Source organism: Pseudomonas sp. MF6394, assembly GCF_002018845.1.
In the GTDB taxonomy this organism is placed as follows: Bacteria; Pseudomonadota; Gammaproteobacteria; order Pseudomonadales; family Pseudomonadaceae; genus Aquipseudomonas; species Aquipseudomonas lactis.
Window position 1 is genome coordinate 144,434 of the sequence record NZ_MVOJ01000003.1, and the last position, 19,235, is coordinate 163,668.

Consider the following 19,235-nt stretch of genomic DNA (forward strand, 5'->3'; position numbering starts at 1 on the left):
CTCAAGAATGCTCCGGGGCAAGGGCGAGCAGGGCGTCGCGGCTGCGGGCAAGGAAGGCGGCTTTGTCTTCGCCTTCTTCCAGTTGCAGGGGGGCACCGAAGCTGGTGGTGCATAACAAGGGCAGTGGCAACACGCGACCCTTGGGCATGACCCGGTTCAGGTTGGCTATCCACACGGGGACCAGCTCGGCTTGTGGGTAACTCTTTGCCAAGTGATACAAGCCGCTTTTGAACGGCAGCAAGCCATCCTCCAGATTGCGCGTGCCTTCGGGGAAAATGATCAGCGAGTCGCCGCCCTCCAACGCCGCAAGCATGGGCTGCAGAGGGTTATCCACAGGGTCTTTGCGCTCACGGTCGATCAGCACGCCATTAAACACTCGATTGATGATGTAGCGGCGCAGCGCACTCTTGTTCCAGTAATCACTGCCGGCCACCGGGCGTGTGAACTTGCGCAAGTTCTGCGGCAGCGATGCCCATACCAGCACGAAGTCGCCGTGGCTGCTGTGGTTGGCAAAGTAGATACGCTGCACCGGTACCGGCGCGCACCCCAGCCACAGGCTGCGGGCGCCGGTAACGGTGCGGGCCATGGAAGTAATCAGCGTGGCGACCACGGGTTCGAACATGGGAATTCCTTATCCGGCGAAAGGTAGCCAAGGGCTGGCGAGGATGACGCCCAGGGTCAGCAGCGCTTGCGCGCCCAGCAGCCAGGCTTGTTTACGCAACAGTTTGAGGGCGCCACGACGGCGTTCAGTCCAGGGGCGACCGGCTCGTTTGGGCGGTTGCAGGCCAAGGGTCTGCAGGGCCTGGTCGAGGTCTGGCGTGCGGGTGGTGTCGCGAGCAAGCAGGGCGAACAGGTCGGCGTCAAAGGCCACCCGCAGCGCCCAATATTTTTGCAACAGGCCCAGCACAATCATCCACAGGGCCAACAGCAAGCAAATGGTGGAAATACTGGCCAGCAACAACTGGGCGAGGCCGAACAGCACACCGAGCAGCGTCAGCCCTGTGGATAACTGATCCAATGATCGGCCACGGCGCAACAGGCTGGCGACGACCTGAAGTTCCATATCAGCAGGCATTTGGCAAACCCTCCAACGCTTGACGGTGTGCGGGGTGCAGGACCACATCGGCCCGCGCTGTACGAATAATAGTCAGCGCTTGCTCAACCGTGGCGGCGCGCCCCGTATTCAGCAGCCAGGCGGCGACGGCGGTGGCGCTGCGTGAGTAACCGAGGGCACAACACACCAACAGCGGGCCGCTCGCTCGCAGGCGTTCAATGGCGTGGGCGGCTTTCAGGCATTCATTGGGGGTTGGGGCGATCAGGTCCAGCACGGGCACGCAGGCATATGCACGGCCTTGTGGATTCATCGGCAGTTCGGCGCATAAGTCGACGATGCTCGCGAATGAACGCTGTTCACCGGTTGTAGGAATGCGCCCAAGCCAGACGTTATCCACAATCAGGTCCGGCTGTGGATGTTTGCGTGTCCACAGCCGCGAATTGATCCACGCGCCCGCCAGATAAGGCGCATACAACCAACGGGCGGCAGGCGTCAGGCGGCCATCGTCGCGTTTTTGAAAGCCCGGCGCACCGAGTGCAAGGTAATTGGCCGTAATCAACCCCAAGGAAACCGCTGGCCATAGCAGCCATAGCCACCCGCCACCGAGTACCCAGGCCAGCGCCGTCAGGACCAAGGCACCTAACCCATAGCGCATCCCCAGCCGCCAGCGCTGGGAATCGCGCGTCAATCGCGCGCTCAGTAATGGGCTGGGATGCGCTACAGGCCATAACCACACGCACAGCCATCCCGCGAGGGCACCTGTGGGTAAGTCGATAAAGTGATGTTGATAAGTGGTCAGCACCGAAACGCCGATCAGCGTGAACCAGCCATGCACCACCCAACGCCAGAATCCTTGAGTGTGCCGCTGGTACATCACCCACAGGATCACCAGCAGAGCGATATGCAGCGAAGGTGCCTGGTTGAAGGGCTTGTCAAAACCGGCCAGCACCGCAAACAACCAACCGAATACACCGTCCAGTTCCGGCCGCTCAAATGTGAAGCGCAGTGGCCAGATCAGAAAGCAACTCACGGCAATCACCTGCGCACTCAGCAGGCGCAGCGCATGCTGTTTGAGCTCATGGCGTGTATTGGGCAGCAGCAGGGAGAAGCCGTAAAGCAGGTCGATGGACCAATAGGGCACGATGGTCCAGGCCCAGAACGGCATGTGGCTTTCCCAGCCGAACACCAGCGTGCCGACGTCACTGCGCTGGCTGGTGACCCAGGTGGCAAAGCCATAGGTGCTGAAAAACAGCGGCGCCAACAGCAGCAGCCAAAGCACCGCAGGTTTCAATAAACCGGGTTCGCGCATGTTCAGATCTTCTGTGCCAGGGACACGGTGAAAATGCCCCACTCATCCACGCGCTGGGTGATCTTGCGAAAGCCCGCCGCTTCGACGAGTTGGTCCATTTCTGCCTGGCTGCGTCGGCGCATCACCCAGGCCTGGCCCTGGCGGTGGCTGGTGAGCGCGCGGGCAATCAGCTCCAGTTGTGGGTGCCACGGTTGGCCGGTGTAGACCAAGTAACCACCTGGCTCCACGGCTTCGGCCAGGCCCGCCAGCGAGCCGCCGACCATGGCGTTATCGGCGAACAATTCGTACAGGCCGGATACCACGGCCAGCGTCGGCTTAGGGGCCAGGGCAGCCAGGTCAGCGCGGTCGAACGCATCGCCTTTGACGAACTGGGCGATGTCCCCCAAACCTTTCTCGCGAATCAGCGCGCCACCGTCGCGCACGTTGATGTCGCTGTAGTCGCGCAGCAGGATCGATTCCGGCAGCGGCGATACGCCTTGCAAGGCTTCCAGGATGTAGCGGCCGTGGCCGGCGGCGATGTCGACAATGCGTACTTCGCGTTGGTCGTCACGCAGCTTGGCCATCGCCAGGCGCAGCAGCTCCTCGACGTTCAGCTTGCGCTGGCGAATACCGCGCCAGCCGATGGAGTTGAGGTAATGGGTGTCGATCATCCGCCCCAGCCCGCCCTTGCCGGTAGGCTTATTGCGATACACGTAGTCCAGCGTGCTGCCGGAGTCGAAGCCGGTATCGAAGCCCAGCTTCACCCCGTCCGACAGGTTTTTACCCAGGCCCATGCTGGCGCGGGTCATGCGCCAGTACAGGTCGCGCAGGGAATTGCGCGGCAGCGGTGCGGCGAGGGATTCGGATTCGGCGCACGTCGCGCCAAGTTTGTCTGCATCCAGTAAAGAAGCGCGGTCCAGCGGGTGGGCGAAGTTCTGCAGGATAAAGCGTTTGGCGCTGCTCACAGCCACGGCACGGTCACGTTCGCCGAGGGTGTCGTGGAAAAAACCGGGGAGGATATGCAGCTCTTTTTTCAGGCTGCCGAGGCGGTCGAAAAACTGCTGCTGGGGTTTACGGTGCACCACAAAGTCGGAGCCCGAAATAAGCAGTTGGGTCGGCACCTGGATCGCCTGGGCGTCGGCGACAACCCGGTCGGCTGCTTCGTACAGACCCAGCAGCACATTCACCGAAATGGCCTTGGTGATCAGTGGATCGTTGTCGTAGGACGCCACGCGTTCCGGGTCATGGCTGAGGAACTTGGCCTTGACGTAGCTGTTGACGAAAAAGTTGCCGCGAAACTTGCGCATCAGTGCCAAGCCGGGGCGGGCGAAGGGCACGTACAGCTTGACCTTGAAGGCTGGGGAGGCGAGCACCAGGGCGCGGATTTTCGGTGCGTAGTCATGAACCCAGGTGGCCGCGATCACCGCGCCGACGCTTTGGGCGATGACGGCGAGGTCTTCCTCTTCGATGCCGTAGGTGGCATTGATGTGGTCACAGAACGTCTGCACGTCGCGGGCGCTGGTGGCAAAGCTGGGGCTGTCGCCGCGCTCGCCGGGGGATTGGCCGTGGCCACGGGCGTCCCAGGCGAAGAAGTCGAATTCAGGCAGGCCCAGTTCATCCACCAGGTGGGCAATGCGCCCTGAGTGCTCATGGCCGCGATGGAACAACAGGATCGCCTTGCGCGGCCCGGCACCTGCCGTGGCCGGCCAGTGCCGGTAGAAAAGCTCGACGCCATCATGGGTACTGAAGGTGTGCTGTTGCTGTTCGCGCATCGCAAAATCCTTATGCAGAAGGGAGAGATTGTTGTTCTTTGAGGCCCTGACGCACCCGGTTGACCAAGGTGTAGGCGAGCAGGGCGGCCACCAGCCACATCACCACCTCCACCCAACCGGCGCCGAGCCAGCCCAGCGCCACGCCAGTGGCCAGCACCCCGAGCACGAACGCCCGATCACTCTTGCCCATGGGCCCGTCATAACGGCGCGACGCGCCCACCATCGGCCCCAGCACCCCGGCGTATTCGCTGAATACCGCCAGCAGCGTCACCAGCAGCACCGGTGCCAGGCTCACAGTGGGGATCAAGGCAAAGGGCAGGATCAGCGCGCTGTCGGCGATCACATCGCACAGTTCGTTCAGGTAAGCACCGAGGCGCGACTGTTGGCCGAATTCCCGGGCGAGCATGCCGTCAATGGCATTGAGGGCCATGCGCACAATCATCCACAGCGGGATCAGTGCAAACAGCCAGAGGTGTTGGGCAAAGCCCGCGATCAACAGTCCCACCAGCAGGGAAACAACCCCGGCCAGCACGGTGATCTGGTTGGCGGTGGTGCCGTTGTCATAGAGGCGCTGCACGAGAGGGCGCAGCAGGTTTTGAAAACGCGGTTTGAGTTGGTAGATGGAAATCATGGGGGTGGCGCTTCCTTGTCCGTGAACCCGCGAAAAACTGTTTTGAAGTGTGCCGACTTATTGTTGCCGACACTAGTGATGGCTTGCGTTTATAGGGGTTTAGTCATTGTATTAAGCACGGCGCAGGTCGAATGTGGGAGCGGGCTTGCTCGCGAATGCGGTGTGCCAGACAGAATATCTTTTACTGACACACCGCATTCGCGAGCAAGCCCGCTCCCACAAGGGATTGGGTGTTTCGAACAAAAATTTCACGCTTCGTGTTATATCGTAACGAATTGTGTACAAGTGGGCGTTGAGCAGATGCAAGTGGATCTAGAGGCTGACGGGGCTTCGGTTGAAGGCCTCGCGCGTTTTCAGCAGGGGCTGTTCCACGCCCGTCGATTGCGCCAAGCCGGTATCGGCCTGACGACCCTGGCCCTCAGTGGTTGGATATTGGCGCTGTTCGTAGCGTTGTTTGCACCCCTGTCGATCTGGCCAGTGGTATTGATCAACTGCGCAGCGGCCTTGCTGCTGCTGGTGGCCGGGTTGCAGTCGGCCTGGTGGGTGGCCGATTGGCGTGCCCAGGCGCTGGAAGCGCCGAGCGGTGAAGCGGTCGAACAATCCATCGAGCCCACACCCTGGCATAAAGGCCTGATCAACCGGTTCGGCAACGGCCTGTTGGCGCAGATTGGCGCGCCGGTGCTGTGGTTGGGCGGCTGGTCGCTGTTGGCGCTGGTCAGCATCCTGCAGTTCTGGAACTTGGGATTGCCCGCTGCCGCCATCGGGCAGTCGGCAAGTATTGGCGCAGCGCTCGCATTGGCCCTGGCGTTTGGCCTGCTGGTATTCGAACGCCGTTTGGCCCAGGAAACTGCCGCCCAATGGCCGGAAGCCTCACAGCTGGCGCAGTTGAGCCGGATGGCAATTATCTGCCTGGTGATCAGCGCGATCTGCCTGCTGTTTGCCAGTGCAGAGTCGGTCTGGCCGTTGCGCCTGGCCACTCTCATCGGGCTGTTGCCAGCGTTGGTGGCGTTGGAGTTCCTGCTCAGGGGCGTGCTCTCGCTGTTCAGCCCGCGCCAGCCGCGCCTCGAACCGCGCTTGATGGCGCAGAGTTTCATCGCCGGCCTGCTGCGTTGGCCGCCGCAACCCTTGCTGGCGTTGCAGCATGAACTGCACAACCGCTTTGGCATCGACCTGCGTCAGATCTGGGCCTTTACCTACATGCGCCGGGCGTTTTTCCCGGTGCTGCTGGTGGTGCTGGCGGTAGGTTGGGCGCTGACCGGTGTGCATGAAGTGCCCCTGCAAGGCCGTGGGATTTATGAGCGCTTTGGTAAACCGGTCGAGGTGTTCGGCCCCGGGCTGCATGCGGGTTTGCCCTGGCCGTTGGGCCGCGTACTCAACGTGGAAAACGGCGTGGTGCATGAGCTGGCGACCAGCGTCAGTGACGCCGCCACACCGCAGTTGGCTGGCGCGGAAGGCCCGGCGCCGTTGATCGCCAACCGCCTGTGGGACGCCAGCCATGTGAATGACAAATCCCAGGTGATTGCCAGCAGTAGCGGCGACAAGCAGGGCTTCCAGATCGTCAATATGGACGTGCGCTTTGTCTACCGCATCGGCCTCACCGATCAGGCTGCGCTTGCTGCCACCTACAACAGTGCGGATATCCCGACCCTGATCCGCAGCACCGCCAGCCGCATTCTGGTGCACGATTTTGCCTCGCGCACCCTGGATGAATTGCTCGGGGAAGAGCGCACCAGCCTCGCCGACGAGATTGGCCGCAGCGTGCAAGCCGACCTGCAAACCCTCGACAGCGGTGTGGAAATCCTTGCCACGGTGGTCGAGGCGATCCATCCGCCGGCCGGTGCCGCTAACGCTTACCACGGTGTGCAAGCCGCGCAGATCGGCGCCCAGGCGCTGATCGCCCGTGAACGCGGTGCCGCCAGCGAGCAGACCAACCAGGCGCTGCTTCAAGCCAGCACCGCCCGCGATCAGGCCCAGGCCAGCGCCCGCGAAGTGAATGCCGGCGCCCAAGCAGCGAACCTGCGCTTTGCCGCCGAACAAAAAGCCTACGCCGCTGCGGGCCAAGCCTTCGTGCTGGAACAGTACCTGGGCCAACTGAGCCAGGGCCTGGCCCAGGCCAAGCTGCTTATTCTGGATCATCGTTTGGGTGCCGACAGTGCGCCGACGATCGATCTGCGTTCTTTTACCTTGCCCGCCGACCCGTCGGCGCCGCGCAAAGCCGTTCAATAAGGAGTTCGTCTGTTGAGCGTTCATTCCCACGATCATGATCACGGTCATCACCACCATCACGGCCACCACCATCACCATCACGGCGATGAGCAGGCGGCCGGGCCTTTTCCCTGGCGTCGCATGGCGTGGGCGGTGTTGCTGGTGCTGTTTGCCGTGGCAGCGGCGAGCCTGGTGCAAGTGCGTTCCGGCGAGGCCACGGTGATTACCCGCTTCGGCAACCCCGCGCGCGTGCTGCTGGAGCCGGGCCTGGGCTGGCGCTGGCCGGCACCGTTCGAAGCGGCGATCCCGGTGGACCTGCGTCTGCGCACCACCTCCAGCGGCCTGCAGGATGTGGGCACCCGCGATGGCTTGCGGATTATTGTGCAGGCCTATGTGGCGTGGCAGGTGCAGGGCGATGCCGACAACGTGCAGCGCTTTATGCGTGCGGTGCAGAACCAGCCGGATGAGGCGGCGCGGCAGATTCGCACCTTTGTCGGCTCGGCGCTGGAAACCACGGCGGCCAGTTTTGACCTGTCCAGCTTGATCAACACCGACGCCAGCCAAGTGCGCATCGCCGATTTCGAAGCGCAGTTGCGCCAGCAAATTGACCAACAATTGCTCGCCACCTACGGCGTGCGCGTGGCGCAGGTCGGCATTGAGCGTTTGACGTTGCCATCGGTGACCCTCACCGCCACGGTTGACCGCATGCGCGCCGAGCGTGAAACCATCGCCACCGAACGCACCGCCGTGGGCAAGCGCGAAGCCGCGCAGATCCGCTCCGCTGCCGAACGTGATGCGCGCATCATGCAGGCCGAAGCCACTGTGAAAGCCGCTGATATCGAAGCGCAGTCACGGGTTGAAGCTGCGCAGATTTATGGTCGCGCCTACGCGGGCAATCCGCAGCTATATAACCTGCTGCGCTCGCTGGATACCTTGGGCACGGTGGTCACGCCGGGGACCAAGATCATCCTGCGCACCGACGCCGCGCCTTTTCGCGCCTTGGTGGACGGGCCCAAGGACCTGCAGCCATGAGCGAGCCTGAAAGCCCGGACAGCCCGTGGATCCAGGCCGGGCGCCTGACGTTCCTGGCACTCTACGCGGTCACCGTATTAGCGGCGTTGGCCTGGGCCTTTTCCAATGTGCGCCAGATCGACCCGCAGAATCGCGCCGTGGTCTTGCACTTTGGCGCCCTCGATCGCATTCAGAACGCCGGGTTGTTGCTGGCCTGGCCGCAACCTTTTGAGCAAGTCATCCTGCTGCCAGCGGCCGACCGGGTGATCGAACGCCGGGTGGAAAACCTGCTGCGTTCCGACGCGGCGTTGCAGGCGGATCGCGTGGCCAGTTTCGCCACGCCGTTAAGCGATGCCCTGGCCGGTTCCGGCTACCTGCTGACCGGTGATGCCGGGGTGGTGCAACTGGACGTGCGGGTGTTCTACAAGGTGACCGAGCCCTACGCCTTTGTGTTGCAGGGCGACCACGTGCTGCCGGCCCTGGATCGGCTGGTGACACGCAGCGCAGTGGCTCTTACCGCTGCGCGGGATCTGGACACCATCCTGGTAGCGCGCCCGGAACTGATCGGCAGCGACAATGGCGCCGCCGAACGCCGTGAGCGGCTGCGCGGCGACCTGGTGCAAGGCATTAATAAACGCCTGGCGGAGTTGGCGGCCAGCGGCTTGGGGCTGGGTATCGAAGCCACCCGCGTCGATGTGCAATCGAGCCTGCCTGGGCCTGCGGTGAATGCGTTCAACGCCGTACTGACCGCCAGCCAGCAGGCTGATAAAGCCGTGGCCAACGCACGTACTGAAGCGGAAAAGCTCACCCAGACCGCCAACCAGGAGGCTGACCGCCAAGTGCAAGTCGCCCACGCCCAGGCCAGCGAGCGCTTGGCCAATGCCCAGGCGCAAACCGCTACCGTTGCCAGCCTGGCCCAGGTCAAAGACCCCGGTTTGCTGTTGCGCCTGTACCGCGAACGCCTGCCGAAGATTCTCGGCCAGGCCGGTTCGGTAACCACCGTCGATCCCAAAGACGACTCCCGCTTGATCATCCAGGGAGCCGAACAATGAGCGCACCCATGCTGACCTCTGCCGAACAGCGCAGCGCTGCCCGGCAATTGACCTTGGCGATGCTCGCCCTGGGCTTGCTCGTGCTGGGCCTGGTGTGGCGCTGGCTCGCGCCCGACCAGAGCGGCGTCAGCCAGCTGCTGCTTGGCGTGGCTTCGCTGTTGGTGGCGGTGCCGGTGATGCGTTCAGCCTGGTACAGCCTGCGCTTTCCGAGCCTGCACGGCATCACCGACCAATTGATCGCCCTGGCCATGCTCGGCGCTTGGGCCACGGGCGATCTGCTCACCGCCGCGTTGCTACCGATCATCATGATCTTCGGCCATGTGCTGGAAGAACGCAGCGTGATTGGCTCCCAGGAAGCGATCCATGCCTTGGGCAAACTCACCCGCAGCCACGCACGCCTGGTGCAGACAGACGGGACCATCACCGAAGTGGATAACGGCACCTTGAACACCGGCGATATCGTCGAAGTGCGGGCCGGTGACCGCGTGCCGGCCGATGGCGTGGTGTTGTCCGGCCAGGCGAGCCTGGACACGGCGCCGATCACCGGCGAGTCGGTGCCGTTGGAAGCCAGCGTGGGGGTGCAGGTGTTTGGTGGAGCGATCAACCTCGATGGCCTGCTGCGCCTTGAGGTCACGCGCACCGGTAACGAATCGACGTTGGGCAAAGTCATTGCGCTGATGCAGAACGCCGAGCGGTCCAAGCCGCCGATCACCCGGCTGCTGGAGCGCTATGCCGGCAGCTACATGGTGCTGGTGTTGCTGCTGGCGGCCGTCACCTGGTTTGTCACCAATGACGCCCAGGCGATGCTCGCGGTGCTGGTAGCGGCGTGCCCCTGTGCCTTGGTGCTGTCGGCACCGGCCACGGCGATTGCCGGGATCGCCGTGGCGGCGCGCCATGGCATTCTGATTCGCAGCTCGGCGTTCCTGGAAGAGCTGGCCGACCTGACATCACTGGTGGTCGACAAGACCGGCACCCTGACCTTTGGCACCCTGCGCTTGCAGTCCATCGAGACCCGCGCGCCGGATCGCCAAAAGCTGCTGAACCTGGCGGCCAGCCTCGGTTCGGCGAGCAGTCACCCGGTCAGCCGAGCGTTGGCGGGGTTGGCGAGCCAGGAGCAGATGCTGGTGCTTAGCGACATCCGCGAGCGTCAGGGCCTGGGCGTGGTCGCCCAGACCGAGCAGGGCGAAGCAGCGCTGGGACGGCCGGAGTTATTTGAACAGTTGGGCATCGTCACCACCGCCGTGCCCATCCACGATGGCCCGATTGCCGGGTTGGCGTTGAACGGCGAGTTCCTCGCCTGGCTGCTGTTGGCCGACAGCGTCAAACCCGAAGCGCGCCAGGCCCTGCAAGAGCTGCGTGACTTGGGCCTGGGCCGCCAACTGCTGCTGACCGGCGACCGCCAAAGCGTGGCCGACAGCCTGGCGCTGGACGTGGGCATCAGTGATGTCGAAGCCCAAGCGCTGCCGGAAGACAAGCTCAATCGCGTGCTGGGCGAAATCAGCAGTGGCTTCAGGCCAATGGTGGTGGGCGATGGCATCAACGACTCCCTGGCGCTCAAGGCCGGCGTGGTTGGCGTGGCCATGGGCGCGGGCGGTGCAGACATCGCCCTGGCCTCGGCGGACGTGGTGTTGATCGGCAGCGACTTGCGCCGCCTGGGCACCTGCGTGCGCTTGAGTCGCCAGTGTCGGCAGACGTTGCAGGTCAACGTGATCATTGGCTTGGGCTGGACGCTGGCCATTGTGGTGTTCGCCGCATTTGGCTGGTTGGGGGCGGCGGGCGCGATGATCGCGGCGGTGCTGCACAACCTCAGTACCTTGCTGGTATTGGGTAATGCCGGGCGTTTGCTGCGCTTCCAGGAGCCGCTGTTGAAGCTCGATGAATAATTTCAAAAATATTTGCTTACGGCTGTAACGCCGATAGGGGACCTCACTCTAGTGCTGTGTCGAGACTGAACAATCCGTTCAGACCGGCTCCACTACTGATCATGAGGAATACAACAATGAGCATTAAATCCGCTGCTGCTGGTGCCGCCCTCGCAATGGCCGCTGCTTCTCTGTTTGCTGGTGTCGCTACCCAAGTCCAAGCCGCAGACGCCACCGTGCACTGCTACGGCGTGACCTCCTGCAAAGGCATGAACGATTGCAAAACCAAGGACCACGCGTGCAAGGGCCAGGGCGAGTGCAAAGGGATGGGTTTCAAGGCCATGACCAAGTCGGCCTGTGACGCCGCTGGCGGTAAAGTCGGCGAGTAACCGGCACACGAGTGCAACCGCGGCGGCTGCCTGCCACCGCTGCGGACACTTTGCCCAGGAGTGAGTCATGTCCGCGTCCCTTCCAAGTCTGGGTTACGGCCTGGGTTTACGCAGTGAGTACTACCACCAGATCCTTGAACAGTCGCCGGCCGTGGATTGGTTCGAAGTGATCTCCGAAAATTACTTGGTACAGGGCGGCAAGGCCTTGTACTACCTGGATGCGATAGCCGAGCGTTACCCCTTGGTGATGCACGGTGTGTCGTTGTCCATCGGCGGGCCGCATGCCCTCGATACCGATTACCTGAACCACATCAAACAGCTCGCAGAGCGCATTCAGCCGGCGTGGATTTCCGATCACCTGTGCTGGAGCCGCGGTAGTGCGCATCAGCTACACGATTTGCTGCCCCTGCCTTACACCGAAGAAAGCCTCTACCACGTGGCCGGCCGCGTACGTCAGGTGCAGGACGTGTTGCAGCGTCCGCTGGTGCTGGAAAATGTCTCCAGCTATGTGCGTTCCAAGGCGGATGAGTTCACCGAGTGGGAGTTCCTCAACGCCTTGGCCCACCTGAGCGGCTGCCAGTTGCTGCTGGACGTCAACAACGTCTACGTCAGCGCACGTAACCATGGTTTTGATGCCTGGACCTTCATTCGCAACCTGCCACCCGAAAGCATTCGCCAGCTGCATTTGGCGGGGCATATGGACTATGGCGACTATGTGGTCGATACCCATGACCATCCCGTGTGCGACCCGGTGTGGGCGCTGTATCAGCAAACTCTGGAGCATTTGGGCCCGGTGTCGACGTTGCTGGAACGCGATGACCATTTTCCGCCCTTCGAAGAGTTGCTCACCGAGTTGAACAAAGCCCGTGAATTGGGTGCCAGCGCCTTGGCCCGGAGAGCGTTATGCGCCTGATCGACTGGCAGTTGGCGTTTGAGCAGCATCTATTATCCGAAGCCCCCGCGGCCAACAGCGGCTTTGCCGCCACCTTGCTGGGAGGGCCGACGTTGGATGTGGAGACCGGCCTGGCGATTTACCACAACGCCTACCTGTCACGCCTGCAGGAGGTGCTGCGCCATGACTTCGGTGCCATCTGGTATTGGCTGGGAGATGAGGCGTTTTGCTCACTGACCGAGGCCTACATCCGCCGTTATCCGTCGGCCCATTACAGCGTGCGCTGGTTGGGCGAGCGCTTTGCGTTGTTTATCGTTGAGCATTTGATGGCTGAGCAAAGTGCGCCTTTGGCTGAGTTGGCGCGCTTGGAGTGGGCGTTCACCTTGGCGTTTGACGCACCCGAAGGGGAGCCGCTGACATTGAATGACATGGCGCACCTGGCGCCTGAAGATTGGCCCACCTTGCAGGTTGCGCTGGCGCCTTCGGTACAGCAGCTGCTTTGCCGTTTCAACACAGTGGCAATCTGGCGAGCCAGCAAGGATGAATCAGACTTCCCAGGCAGCCAGGCGCTGGACCCGGCACAAATCTGCCTGGTGTGGCGCCACGAGAACCGCTGCCACTACCGCAGCCTGGAAGCCGCTGAAGCCTGTGCGCTGGCGGGCATGGTGACCACGGGTTGGAATTTTTCAGAACTGTGTACTGAGCTGGCGGTCACTTATTCAGAGGGGGCGTCGCTGCAAGCGGCCACTTGGCTGAAACAGTGGGTCCAAGAAGGTTTGCTCGAGCGCCGAGCGCCATAGAAGGGGGGCTGTTGATTCGATAGCTTCCTACTTTGTTTGGCATGGTCTACCCTCACAGCAGACGTCTGAAACAAGGGGGGACTACTCATGCTCGCGCAACTTCCACCGGCCTTACAGAATCTTCAGCTACCGCTGCGTCTTCGACTCTGGGACGGCCATGAATTCAACTTGGGCCCTGAGCCCAGCGTCACCATCGTGGTCAAGGACCCCACGGTTGTATCCAGGCTCACCCATCCAACGCTCGACTCGCTGGGCGAAGCCTTCGTTGAGGGAAAACTGGAGCTGGAAGGCTCCATCACCGAAGTGATCAGGGTATGTGACGAGTTGAGTCACGCTTTGGTCGATGACGACGAGGAGAGTCGTCCGGTGCGCTCGATTCACGACAAGGCCACGGACGCCGCTTCTATTTCCTACCATTACGACCTGTCCAACGAGTTCTACCAGCTATGGCTGGACCAGGACATGGCGTACTCCTGCGGTTATTTCGAAACCGGCAGCGAGTCGCTCGACCAGGCCCAACAAGACAAATTCCGCCACCTGTGCCGCAAGTTGCGGCTGCAACCGGGTGAGTATCTGCTGGATGTGGGCTGCGGCTGGGGCGGGCTGGCGCGCTATGCCGCGCGGGAGTTCGGGGTCAAGGTGTTCGGCATCACCTTGAGCAAGGAACAACTGGCGCTGGCCAAGGAGCGGGTGAAAGCCGAAGGCCTGGAAGACCAGGTCGACCTGCAGTTGCTCGACTACCGCGACCTGCCCCAGGATGGCCGTTTCGACAAAGTGGTAAGCGTGGGTATGTTCGAACACGTCGGCCACGCCAACCTGGCGCAGTACTGCCGTACCCTGTTCGGCGCGGTGCGTGAAGGTGGCCTGGTGATGAACCATGGCATCACCGCCAAGCACACCGACGGTCGCCCCGTGGGCCGCGGCGCCGGCGAGTTTATAGAGCGCTACGTGTTCCCCAACGGTGAACTGCCGCACCTGGCGATGATGACGGCCGAAATCAGTGAAGTGGGGCTGGAAGTGGTCGATGTCGAAAGCCTGCGTATGCATTACGCCCGCACATTGGACCATTGGAGCGAACGCCTGGAAGACAACCTGGAAGCGGCAGCGAAGATGGTACCGGAGCAGGCGCTACGCATCTGGCGGCTGTACCTGGCTGGTTGCGCTTACGCGTTTGCCCGTGGCTGGATCAACCTGCACCAGATTCTGGCAGTCAAACCCCATGCCGATGGCGGGCATGAACTGCCGTGGACGCGGGAAGATCTCTACCGCTGAGCACGTTCAAAACCGTAGGAGCGAGCTTGCTCGCGAAAAACGTCAACGATAACGCGTACTAGCTGAATGAACGCGGCGCCGGTGAGTTTTTCGCGAGCAAGCTCGCTCCTACATTGGTTTTGTATTGGCGGTTAGAGGATGGGTGAGATCAAGCGCGCCACGCGCATGCCCAGTTGTTGCAGGCGACGGGTCTCACGGCTTTCTTCCTGGCTGACTTCATGGGCCAGGGCAAAGTCATCCAGCAACATCTGTTCAACCTGGCTGGCGAAGGCTTCATCCACCGTCAGCAGCATCACTTCAAAATTCAGCCGGAACGAACGGTTGTCCATGTTGGCACTGCCAATGGCGCTGATTTCGCTGTCCACCAACACCACCTTCTGATGCAAAAAGCCCGGCGTGTAGCGAAACACCCGCACGCCCGCTCGCACCGCTTCGTTGGCATACAGGCTGGATGCGGCATACACGATGCGATGGTCCGGCCGTGACGGCAGCAGCAGGCGCACATCGACCCCGCGCAACACCGCCAGGCGCAGGGCGGAAAACACCGCCTCGTCGGGAATGAAGTAGGGGCTGGTGATCCATACGCGCTCGGTCGCGGCATGGATGGCCTCGACGAAAAACAGCGAGCAGGTTTCATAAGGGTCCGCCGGTCCGCTGGCGAGCAACTGGCAAAGCACGCCGTCTTCCGGGTAGGCGTCCGGCAGGATCAGCGGCGGCAGTTCCCGTGCGGCCCAGAACCAGTCCTCGGCGAACGACTCCTGCAGGCACGCCACCACTGGGCCGGTGACTTGCACATGGGTATCGCGCCATGGCGCCAGCGGCGGTTTTTTACCCAGGTATTCATCGCCTACGTTATGCCCACCGACAAACCCGGTGATGCCGTCTACCACTACGATCTTGCGATGGTTACGGAAGTTGACCTGGAAGCGATTGAGCCAGCCACTGCGGGTAGCGAACGCCTTGACCTGCACGCCAGCGTCACGCAGCGCTTGCACATAACGATGGGGCAGGGCGTGACTGCCGATGCGGTCGTACAGCACGTAAATGGCTACACCCTGAGCGGCTTTTTCCTTCAACAGGGCCTGTAACTGGCGGCCCAGTTCGTCATCGTGAATGATGAAAAACTGGAACAGCACCGCGGTCTTTGCGTGACGGATAGCCTCGAAGATCGCGCCGAAGGTGGCATCGCCATTGATCAACAGGCGCACTTCATTGTTGGCCAGGCACGGCATACGGCCCAGCTTGGGCATGGCGCGCAAGGAGGCATAGGCGCTGGAGTTGCGCGCTGCGAGCGCTTCCTCCACCCATGGGCGCCAGTTCAACTCGGTGATGGCCGTGTGCATTTCCTGGTTGGCCTGGCGACGGGCCTGGATGTACGCGTCGAAGGTGCTGCGGCCAAAAATCAGGTAGGGGATCAACGTCAGGTAGGGCATGAACATCAGTGACAGCGCCCAGGCGATCGAGCCTTGTGCGGTGCGCACAGTCAGTACCGCGTGGATCGCGGCGAGCGTTCCCAGAAAGTGCAGCGTGGCAATGACGTAGGCGAGCAGGTGCGGGCCAAAGAAATCCATGAACGATGTAACTCCAGGCAGTCCAGTGCGTAACAGACCATGAACGGCTGTGAATGTCGCTATTTTATTTGCCATGCAACACTGGCTGCTTTGCGGCGTCTAACGCCCACAATTACCCAGGAGTTACCCGATGAATGCTCGTCTGCTTGGTTTGGCCATGGTTGTTGGTTTGTCGCTGCCTGTGGCGGCGCAGGCGCAGATGCTGGCGCCGGGCTTGTGGGAATTGACCACCAGCAATATGAAAGTCGATAACCAGGACCTGCCGGACTTGTCGCTGATCCTCGGTCAACTCAAGCAACAGATGACCCCTGAACAGCGCGCCATGCTCGAAAAGCAAGGCATAAACATGGCCGGTAAGGGCGTGCAGGTGTGCCTGACCCCGGCTCAGGTGGCCTCCGATTCGATCCCGCTGACCGACCCTCAATCGGGCTGCAAACAGGAAGTCACCGACAAGAGCGGCAACCAGTGCAAATTCCGCTTCAGTTGCCCGAAAGCCCAAGGCACTGGCGTGGCAACGTTCCAGAGCCAGAAAGAATTCACCACCAGCGTCAACGGTACCTTCAATGCCACCGGTATCCAGCAGAAGGGTAGCCTGGACAGCCACGCCCAGTGGCTGGGTAACGATTGCGGTACCGTTAAACCCCGCGCTTAACGCCCAAACTGCAGGGGCAAGCCCTGGCAACTGTTGACCACCTGGCCGTTGTGCCAGGCCAGGTGGCCGCTGACCAACGTTGTACTCACGCTGTGGCGAAAGCTGCGCTCTGCAAAGGGGGTCCAGCCGCAGCGGGCGAGGATGGGTTGGCTGCTGACCGGCTTGCCGGCAGGCTCCGGTTTGATCAGTACCAGGTCGGCCCAATAGCCTTCACGCACGTAGCCGCGATCAGCAATGGCGAACAGGTCGGCCACGCGGTGGCTGGTCTTGGCGACCAATGTGGTGAGGGGCAAATGCCCGTCGGCCACCAACTCCAGTAACGCCGGCAGGGCATGCTGCACCAGGGGCAAGCCTGAGGGTGCTTGCCGATAGGCCAACTGTTTTTGCGCCCAGGTATGTGGCGCATGGTCGGTGCCAATCACATCCAGACGGTCACTCAACAATGCCAGACGCAGCGCGTCGCGGTCGGCGCGGGTCTTGATCGCCGGGTTGCATTTGATCTGATGGCCAAGGCGGTGGTAATCGCGGTCATCGAACAGCAGGTGGTGCACGCAGACTTCGGCAGTGATGTGCTTGTCGGCCAGGGGCTTGTCTTCGAACAGCGCGAGTTCGCGCGCGCTGGTCAGGTGCAACACATGCAGACGCGTGCCATGACGTTTGGCCAATTCCACGGCGAACGATGACGAGCGATAACAGGCCTCGGCATCGCGGATTAGCGGATGAGCCACGGCGGGAATATGCTCGCCGAAGCGTTCGCGCAGGCGCTGCTCGTTGGCCAGGATGCTGGGCGTGTGTTCGCAGTGAGCGAGCAGGATGGTCGGCACCTCGGCAAACAGGCGCTCCAGAATGCGTGGATCGTCCACCAGCATATTGCCGGTGGAGGCACCCATGAACACTTTGACCCCAGCCACTTCACGGGGGGCAAGGGCCGCGACGGTGTCGAGGTTGTCGTTGCTCACGCCAAAGTGAAAGCCGTAGTTGGCCACTGAGTGCAGTGCGGCACGGCGCTTTTTATCGGCCAGGGCTTCCAGGCTCAGAGTGGCCGGGTGAGTGTTGGGCATGTCCATGAAGCTGGTGATGCCACCGGCCACCGCCGCGCGGGATTCGCTGTAGAAGCTGCCTTTTTCCGGCGCGCCGGGTTCGCGAAAATGCACTTGGTCGTCGATCATCCCTGGCAGTAGCCACTGGCCGTTGGCATCGATTTCCACCGGTTCGTTATCGCCTTGAATGCTGGTGGCAATCTTCTCGATACGGCCATTGGCGATCAGTACGTCGGCGTCGAATACCTGGCCTTCGTTGACCAGGCGGGCGTTGCGGATCAGCAGGCGGCTCATGGTTCAGAACTCGTTTTGCAGGGCTTTGTAGCCGCGTACCAGGTCGACGTTGGTGCGTGCCACGTCTTCGGAAAACTCCGAGGCGCTGACACTCACCGGCGGGAACTGCGACAAGTCGGTGTTGGGGCCGATACGCGTCGTAGAGGGCACGTAGAAAGCAGCGGGCAAATCGCGGCCGTCGACCACCGAGTTGTGGCGCACCACGCATCCATCGCCCACGGCGCAATTGAACAGCACGCTGTTGAAGCCAATAAACACACGGTCGCCCACCGTGCAGGGGCCGTGGACGATGGAGCGGTGCGCGATGGAGGTGAATTCGCCGATGGTCACCGCTGCGCCGGATTTGGAGTGGATGACCACGCCATCCTGGATGTTGGAGTTGGCGCCGATGGTGATCGGGTCCATGGCGCCGCTGGCATCGACTTCGTCGGCGCGGATCACGGCGTAGGGGCCGACGAACACGTTCTCGCCGATGATGACTTTGCCGCAGATGATCGCGGTCTTGTCGACGTAGGCCGACTCTGCAATCACCGGCAGGTCGCCGGAAGGATTTTTGCGGATCATGGCTGGCTCAGTGCGGCGCACAGGGTGTTGAGGTTGTATTCGAACAGCCCGATAAAGGTGCTGGCCGGGCCTTCTGCTGCGAGGGCGTCGGAGTACAGCGTGCCGCCGATCTGTGCGCCGCTTTCGTCAGCGATCTGCTTGAGCAGGCGCGAGTCTTTGATGTTTTCCATGAACACGGCTTTGACCTTGTCCTTGCGAATCTGGGTGATCAGCGCGGCGACTTCAGCGGCCGAAGGGTCACGTTCGGTGGACAAACCCTGGGGCGCGAGGAACTGGATGCCATAGGCCTGGCCCAGGTAACCGAAAGCGTCATGGGAGGTGACGATGCGGCGATTACCCGGTGGCAGGGCGCCGAACTTGGCCTTGGCCTCGTCCAGCAGGCTATGGATTTGCTTGAGGTAGGCCTGGCTGTTACGCAGGTAGGCGGTCTTGTTGGCAGGGTCGGCGGCCACCAGGGCCTTGGTGATGTTGCTCACATAGATTTCGGCGTTGGCCAGGTTGTGCCAGGCGTGCGGGTCGGGAATGGTTTCCCCATCCTCGTCCATGGTGTGGGAAATCACGCCTTTGCTGGCGGTGACCACCGTTGCCTTGGTTTCGGTGCTGGTAACCAGGCGGTCCAGCCACGGCTCGAAACCCAGGCCGTTCTTGATGATCACCTTGGCCTTGAGCAGTGCCTTGGCGTCATCCGGCGTGGGTTCATAGGTATGGGCATCGGCGTCCGGGCCGACCATGTTGCTGATCTGGATATGCTCGCCACCGATCTGGTGGGTGATGTCATCGAGAATACTGAAGCTGGTGACCACTTGGAGCTTGTCTGCCGCGTGAGCCATCGACAGCGGTAGCAGCAGACTGAACAGCACGAGTAGAGCGCGCATGGGGAAACACC

General features: G+C 62.0%; 18 protein-coding genes. 9 read left to right on the top strand and 9 right to left on the bottom strand.

Features of this window, described 5'->3' with window-relative positions; all coding sequences use genetic code 11:
* Window position 1: 1 nt before the first annotated feature.
* Genes MF6394_RS05200 through MF6394_RS05220 form a run of 5 tightly spaced genes read right to left on the bottom strand, consistent with a single transcriptional unit; the run spans window position 2 to window position 4,745 of the window.
* Entirely contained in the window at window positions 2-622 is a 621-nt protein-coding gene (locus MF6394_RS05200) for a lysophospholipid acyltransferase family protein (protein WP_003195812.1), read from the bottom strand.
* A gap of 9 nt (window positions 623-631) precedes the next feature.
* A complete protein-coding gene (locus MF6394_RS05205; RefSeq protein WP_044270111.1) occupies window positions 632-1,075 on the bottom strand; it encodes a hypothetical protein in 444 nt (147 codons plus the stop codon).
* A complete protein-coding gene (locus MF6394_RS05210; RefSeq protein ID WP_044270108.1) occupies window positions 1,065-2,363 on the bottom strand; it encodes a phosphatase PAP2/dual specificity phosphatase family protein in 1,299 nt (432 codons plus the stop codon). The genes MF6394_RS05205 and MF6394_RS05210 overlap by 11 nt, the downstream gene beginning before the upstream one ends.
* A gap of 2 nt (window positions 2,364-2,365) precedes the next feature.
* Window positions 2,366-4,114, bottom strand: a complete 1,749-nt coding sequence (locus MF6394_RS05215) for a bifunctional alpha/beta hydrolase/class I SAM-dependent methyltransferase (RefSeq protein WP_078466273.1) — start codon at window positions 4,112-4,114, stop codon at window positions 2,366-2,368.
* Between the two features lie 10 nt (window positions 4,115-4,124).
* Entirely contained in the window at window positions 4,125-4,745 is a 621-nt protein-coding gene (locus MF6394_RS05220; protein WP_078466274.1) for a CDP-alcohol phosphatidyltransferase family protein, read from the bottom strand.
* A gap of 300 nt (window positions 4,746-5,045) precedes the next feature.
* Here MF6394_RS05220 and hflK (MF6394_RS05225) point away from each other — a divergent pair, with 300 nt between their 5' ends.
* From hflK (MF6394_RS05225) to cfaB, 8 genes are all read left to right on the top strand, one after another.
* Window positions 5,046-6,971 carry a protease modulator HflK gene (hflK, locus tag MF6394_RS05225; protein WP_078466329.1) on the top strand — a complete coding sequence of 642 codons (1,926 nt, stop codon included), beginning with the start codon at window positions 5,046-5,048 and terminating at the stop codon, window positions 6,969-6,971.
* A 12-nt stretch (window positions 6,972-6,983) separates the two neighbouring features.
* A complete protein-coding gene (gene hflC, locus MF6394_RS05230; protein WP_078466275.1) occupies window positions 6,984-7,982 on the top strand; it encodes a protease modulator HflC in 999 nt (332 codons plus the stop codon).
* A complete protein-coding gene (gene hflK, locus MF6394_RS05235; RefSeq protein WP_014720575.1) occupies window positions 7,979-9,013 on the top strand; it encodes a protease modulator HflK in 1,035 nt (344 codons plus the stop codon). Before hflC ends, hflK (MF6394_RS05235) begins: the two co-directional genes overlap by 4 nt.
* Window positions 9,010-10,896, top strand: coding sequence for a cation-translocating P-type ATPase (locus tag MF6394_RS05240; RefSeq protein ID WP_078466276.1), 1,887 nt, complete (start codon window positions 9,010-9,012; stop codon window positions 10,894-10,896). The genes hflK (MF6394_RS05235) and MF6394_RS05240 overlap by 4 nt, the downstream gene beginning before the upstream one ends.
* 116 nt (window positions 10,897-11,012) lie before the next feature.
* Window positions 11,013-11,264, top strand: coding sequence for a BufA2 family periplasmic bufferin-type metallophore (gene bufA2 / locus MF6394_RS05245; RefSeq protein WP_003195792.1), 252 nt, complete (start codon window positions 11,013-11,015; stop codon window positions 11,262-11,264).
* A 67-nt stretch (window positions 11,265-11,331) separates the two neighbouring features.
* The gene (bufB, locus tag MF6394_RS05250) at window positions 11,332-12,177 is read left to right on the top strand and encodes an MNIO family bufferin maturase (protein WP_034134115.1); all 846 of its coding nucleotides are present in this window, start codon (window positions 11,332-11,334) and stop codon (window positions 12,175-12,177) included.
* Complete coding sequence (locus tag MF6394_RS05255) at window positions 12,168-12,956, top strand: HvfC/BufC N-terminal domain-containing protein (RefSeq protein WP_047712770.1); 789 nt, start codon at window positions 12,168-12,170, stop codon at window positions 12,954-12,956. Before bufB ends, MF6394_RS05255 begins: the two co-directional genes overlap by 10 nt.
* An 87-nt stretch (window positions 12,957-13,043) precedes the next feature.
* Complete coding sequence (gene cfaB, locus MF6394_RS05260; protein WP_044270096.1) at window positions 13,044-14,228, top strand: C17 cyclopropane fatty acid synthase CfaB; 1,185 nt, start codon at window positions 13,044-13,046, stop codon at window positions 14,226-14,228.
* A gap of 131 nt (window positions 14,229-14,359) precedes the next feature.
* Here cfaB and cls read toward each other — a convergent pair whose 3' ends face one another.
* Window positions 14,360-15,799 (bottom strand): cardiolipin synthase, encoded by a 1,440-nt coding sequence (gene cls / locus MF6394_RS05265; RefSeq protein ID WP_078466277.1) that lies wholly within the window; start codon window positions 15,797-15,799, stop codon window positions 14,360-14,362.
* Window positions 15,800-15,929: 130 nt separating this feature from the next.
* Here cls and MF6394_RS05270 point away from each other — a divergent pair, with 130 nt between their 5' ends.
* Window positions 15,930-16,451 carry a DUF3617 domain-containing protein gene (locus MF6394_RS05270; RefSeq protein WP_078466278.1) on the top strand — a complete coding sequence of 174 codons (522 nt, stop codon included), beginning with the start codon at window positions 15,930-15,932 and terminating at the stop codon, window positions 16,449-16,451.
* On the opposite strand, the gene MF6394_RS05275 is transcribed toward MF6394_RS05270, so the two are convergent.
* Genes MF6394_RS05275 through MF6394_RS05285 form a run of 3 tightly spaced genes read right to left on the bottom strand, consistent with a single transcriptional unit; the run spans window position 16,448 to window position 19,224 of the window.
* Window positions 16,448-17,785 carry a dihydroorotase gene (locus MF6394_RS05275; protein ID WP_047712768.1) on the bottom strand — a complete coding sequence of 446 codons (1,338 nt, stop codon included), beginning with the start codon at window positions 17,783-17,785 and terminating at the stop codon, window positions 16,448-16,450. The two genes, MF6394_RS05270 and MF6394_RS05275, sit on opposite strands and share 4 nt — an antisense overlap.
* 3 nt (window positions 17,786-17,788) lie before the next feature.
* Window positions 17,789-18,349: a gamma carbonic anhydrase family protein gene (locus tag MF6394_RS05280; RefSeq protein ID WP_005792581.1), complete on the bottom strand. Its 561-nt coding sequence runs from the start codon at window positions 18,347-18,349 to the stop codon at window positions 17,789-17,791.
* Window positions 18,346-19,224, bottom strand: coding sequence for a metal ABC transporter substrate-binding protein (locus MF6394_RS05285; RefSeq protein WP_034134111.1), 879 nt, complete (start codon window positions 19,222-19,224; stop codon window positions 18,346-18,348). The genes MF6394_RS05280 and MF6394_RS05285 overlap by 4 nt, the downstream gene beginning before the upstream one ends.
* Window positions 19,225-19,235 lie beyond the last annotated feature (11 nt).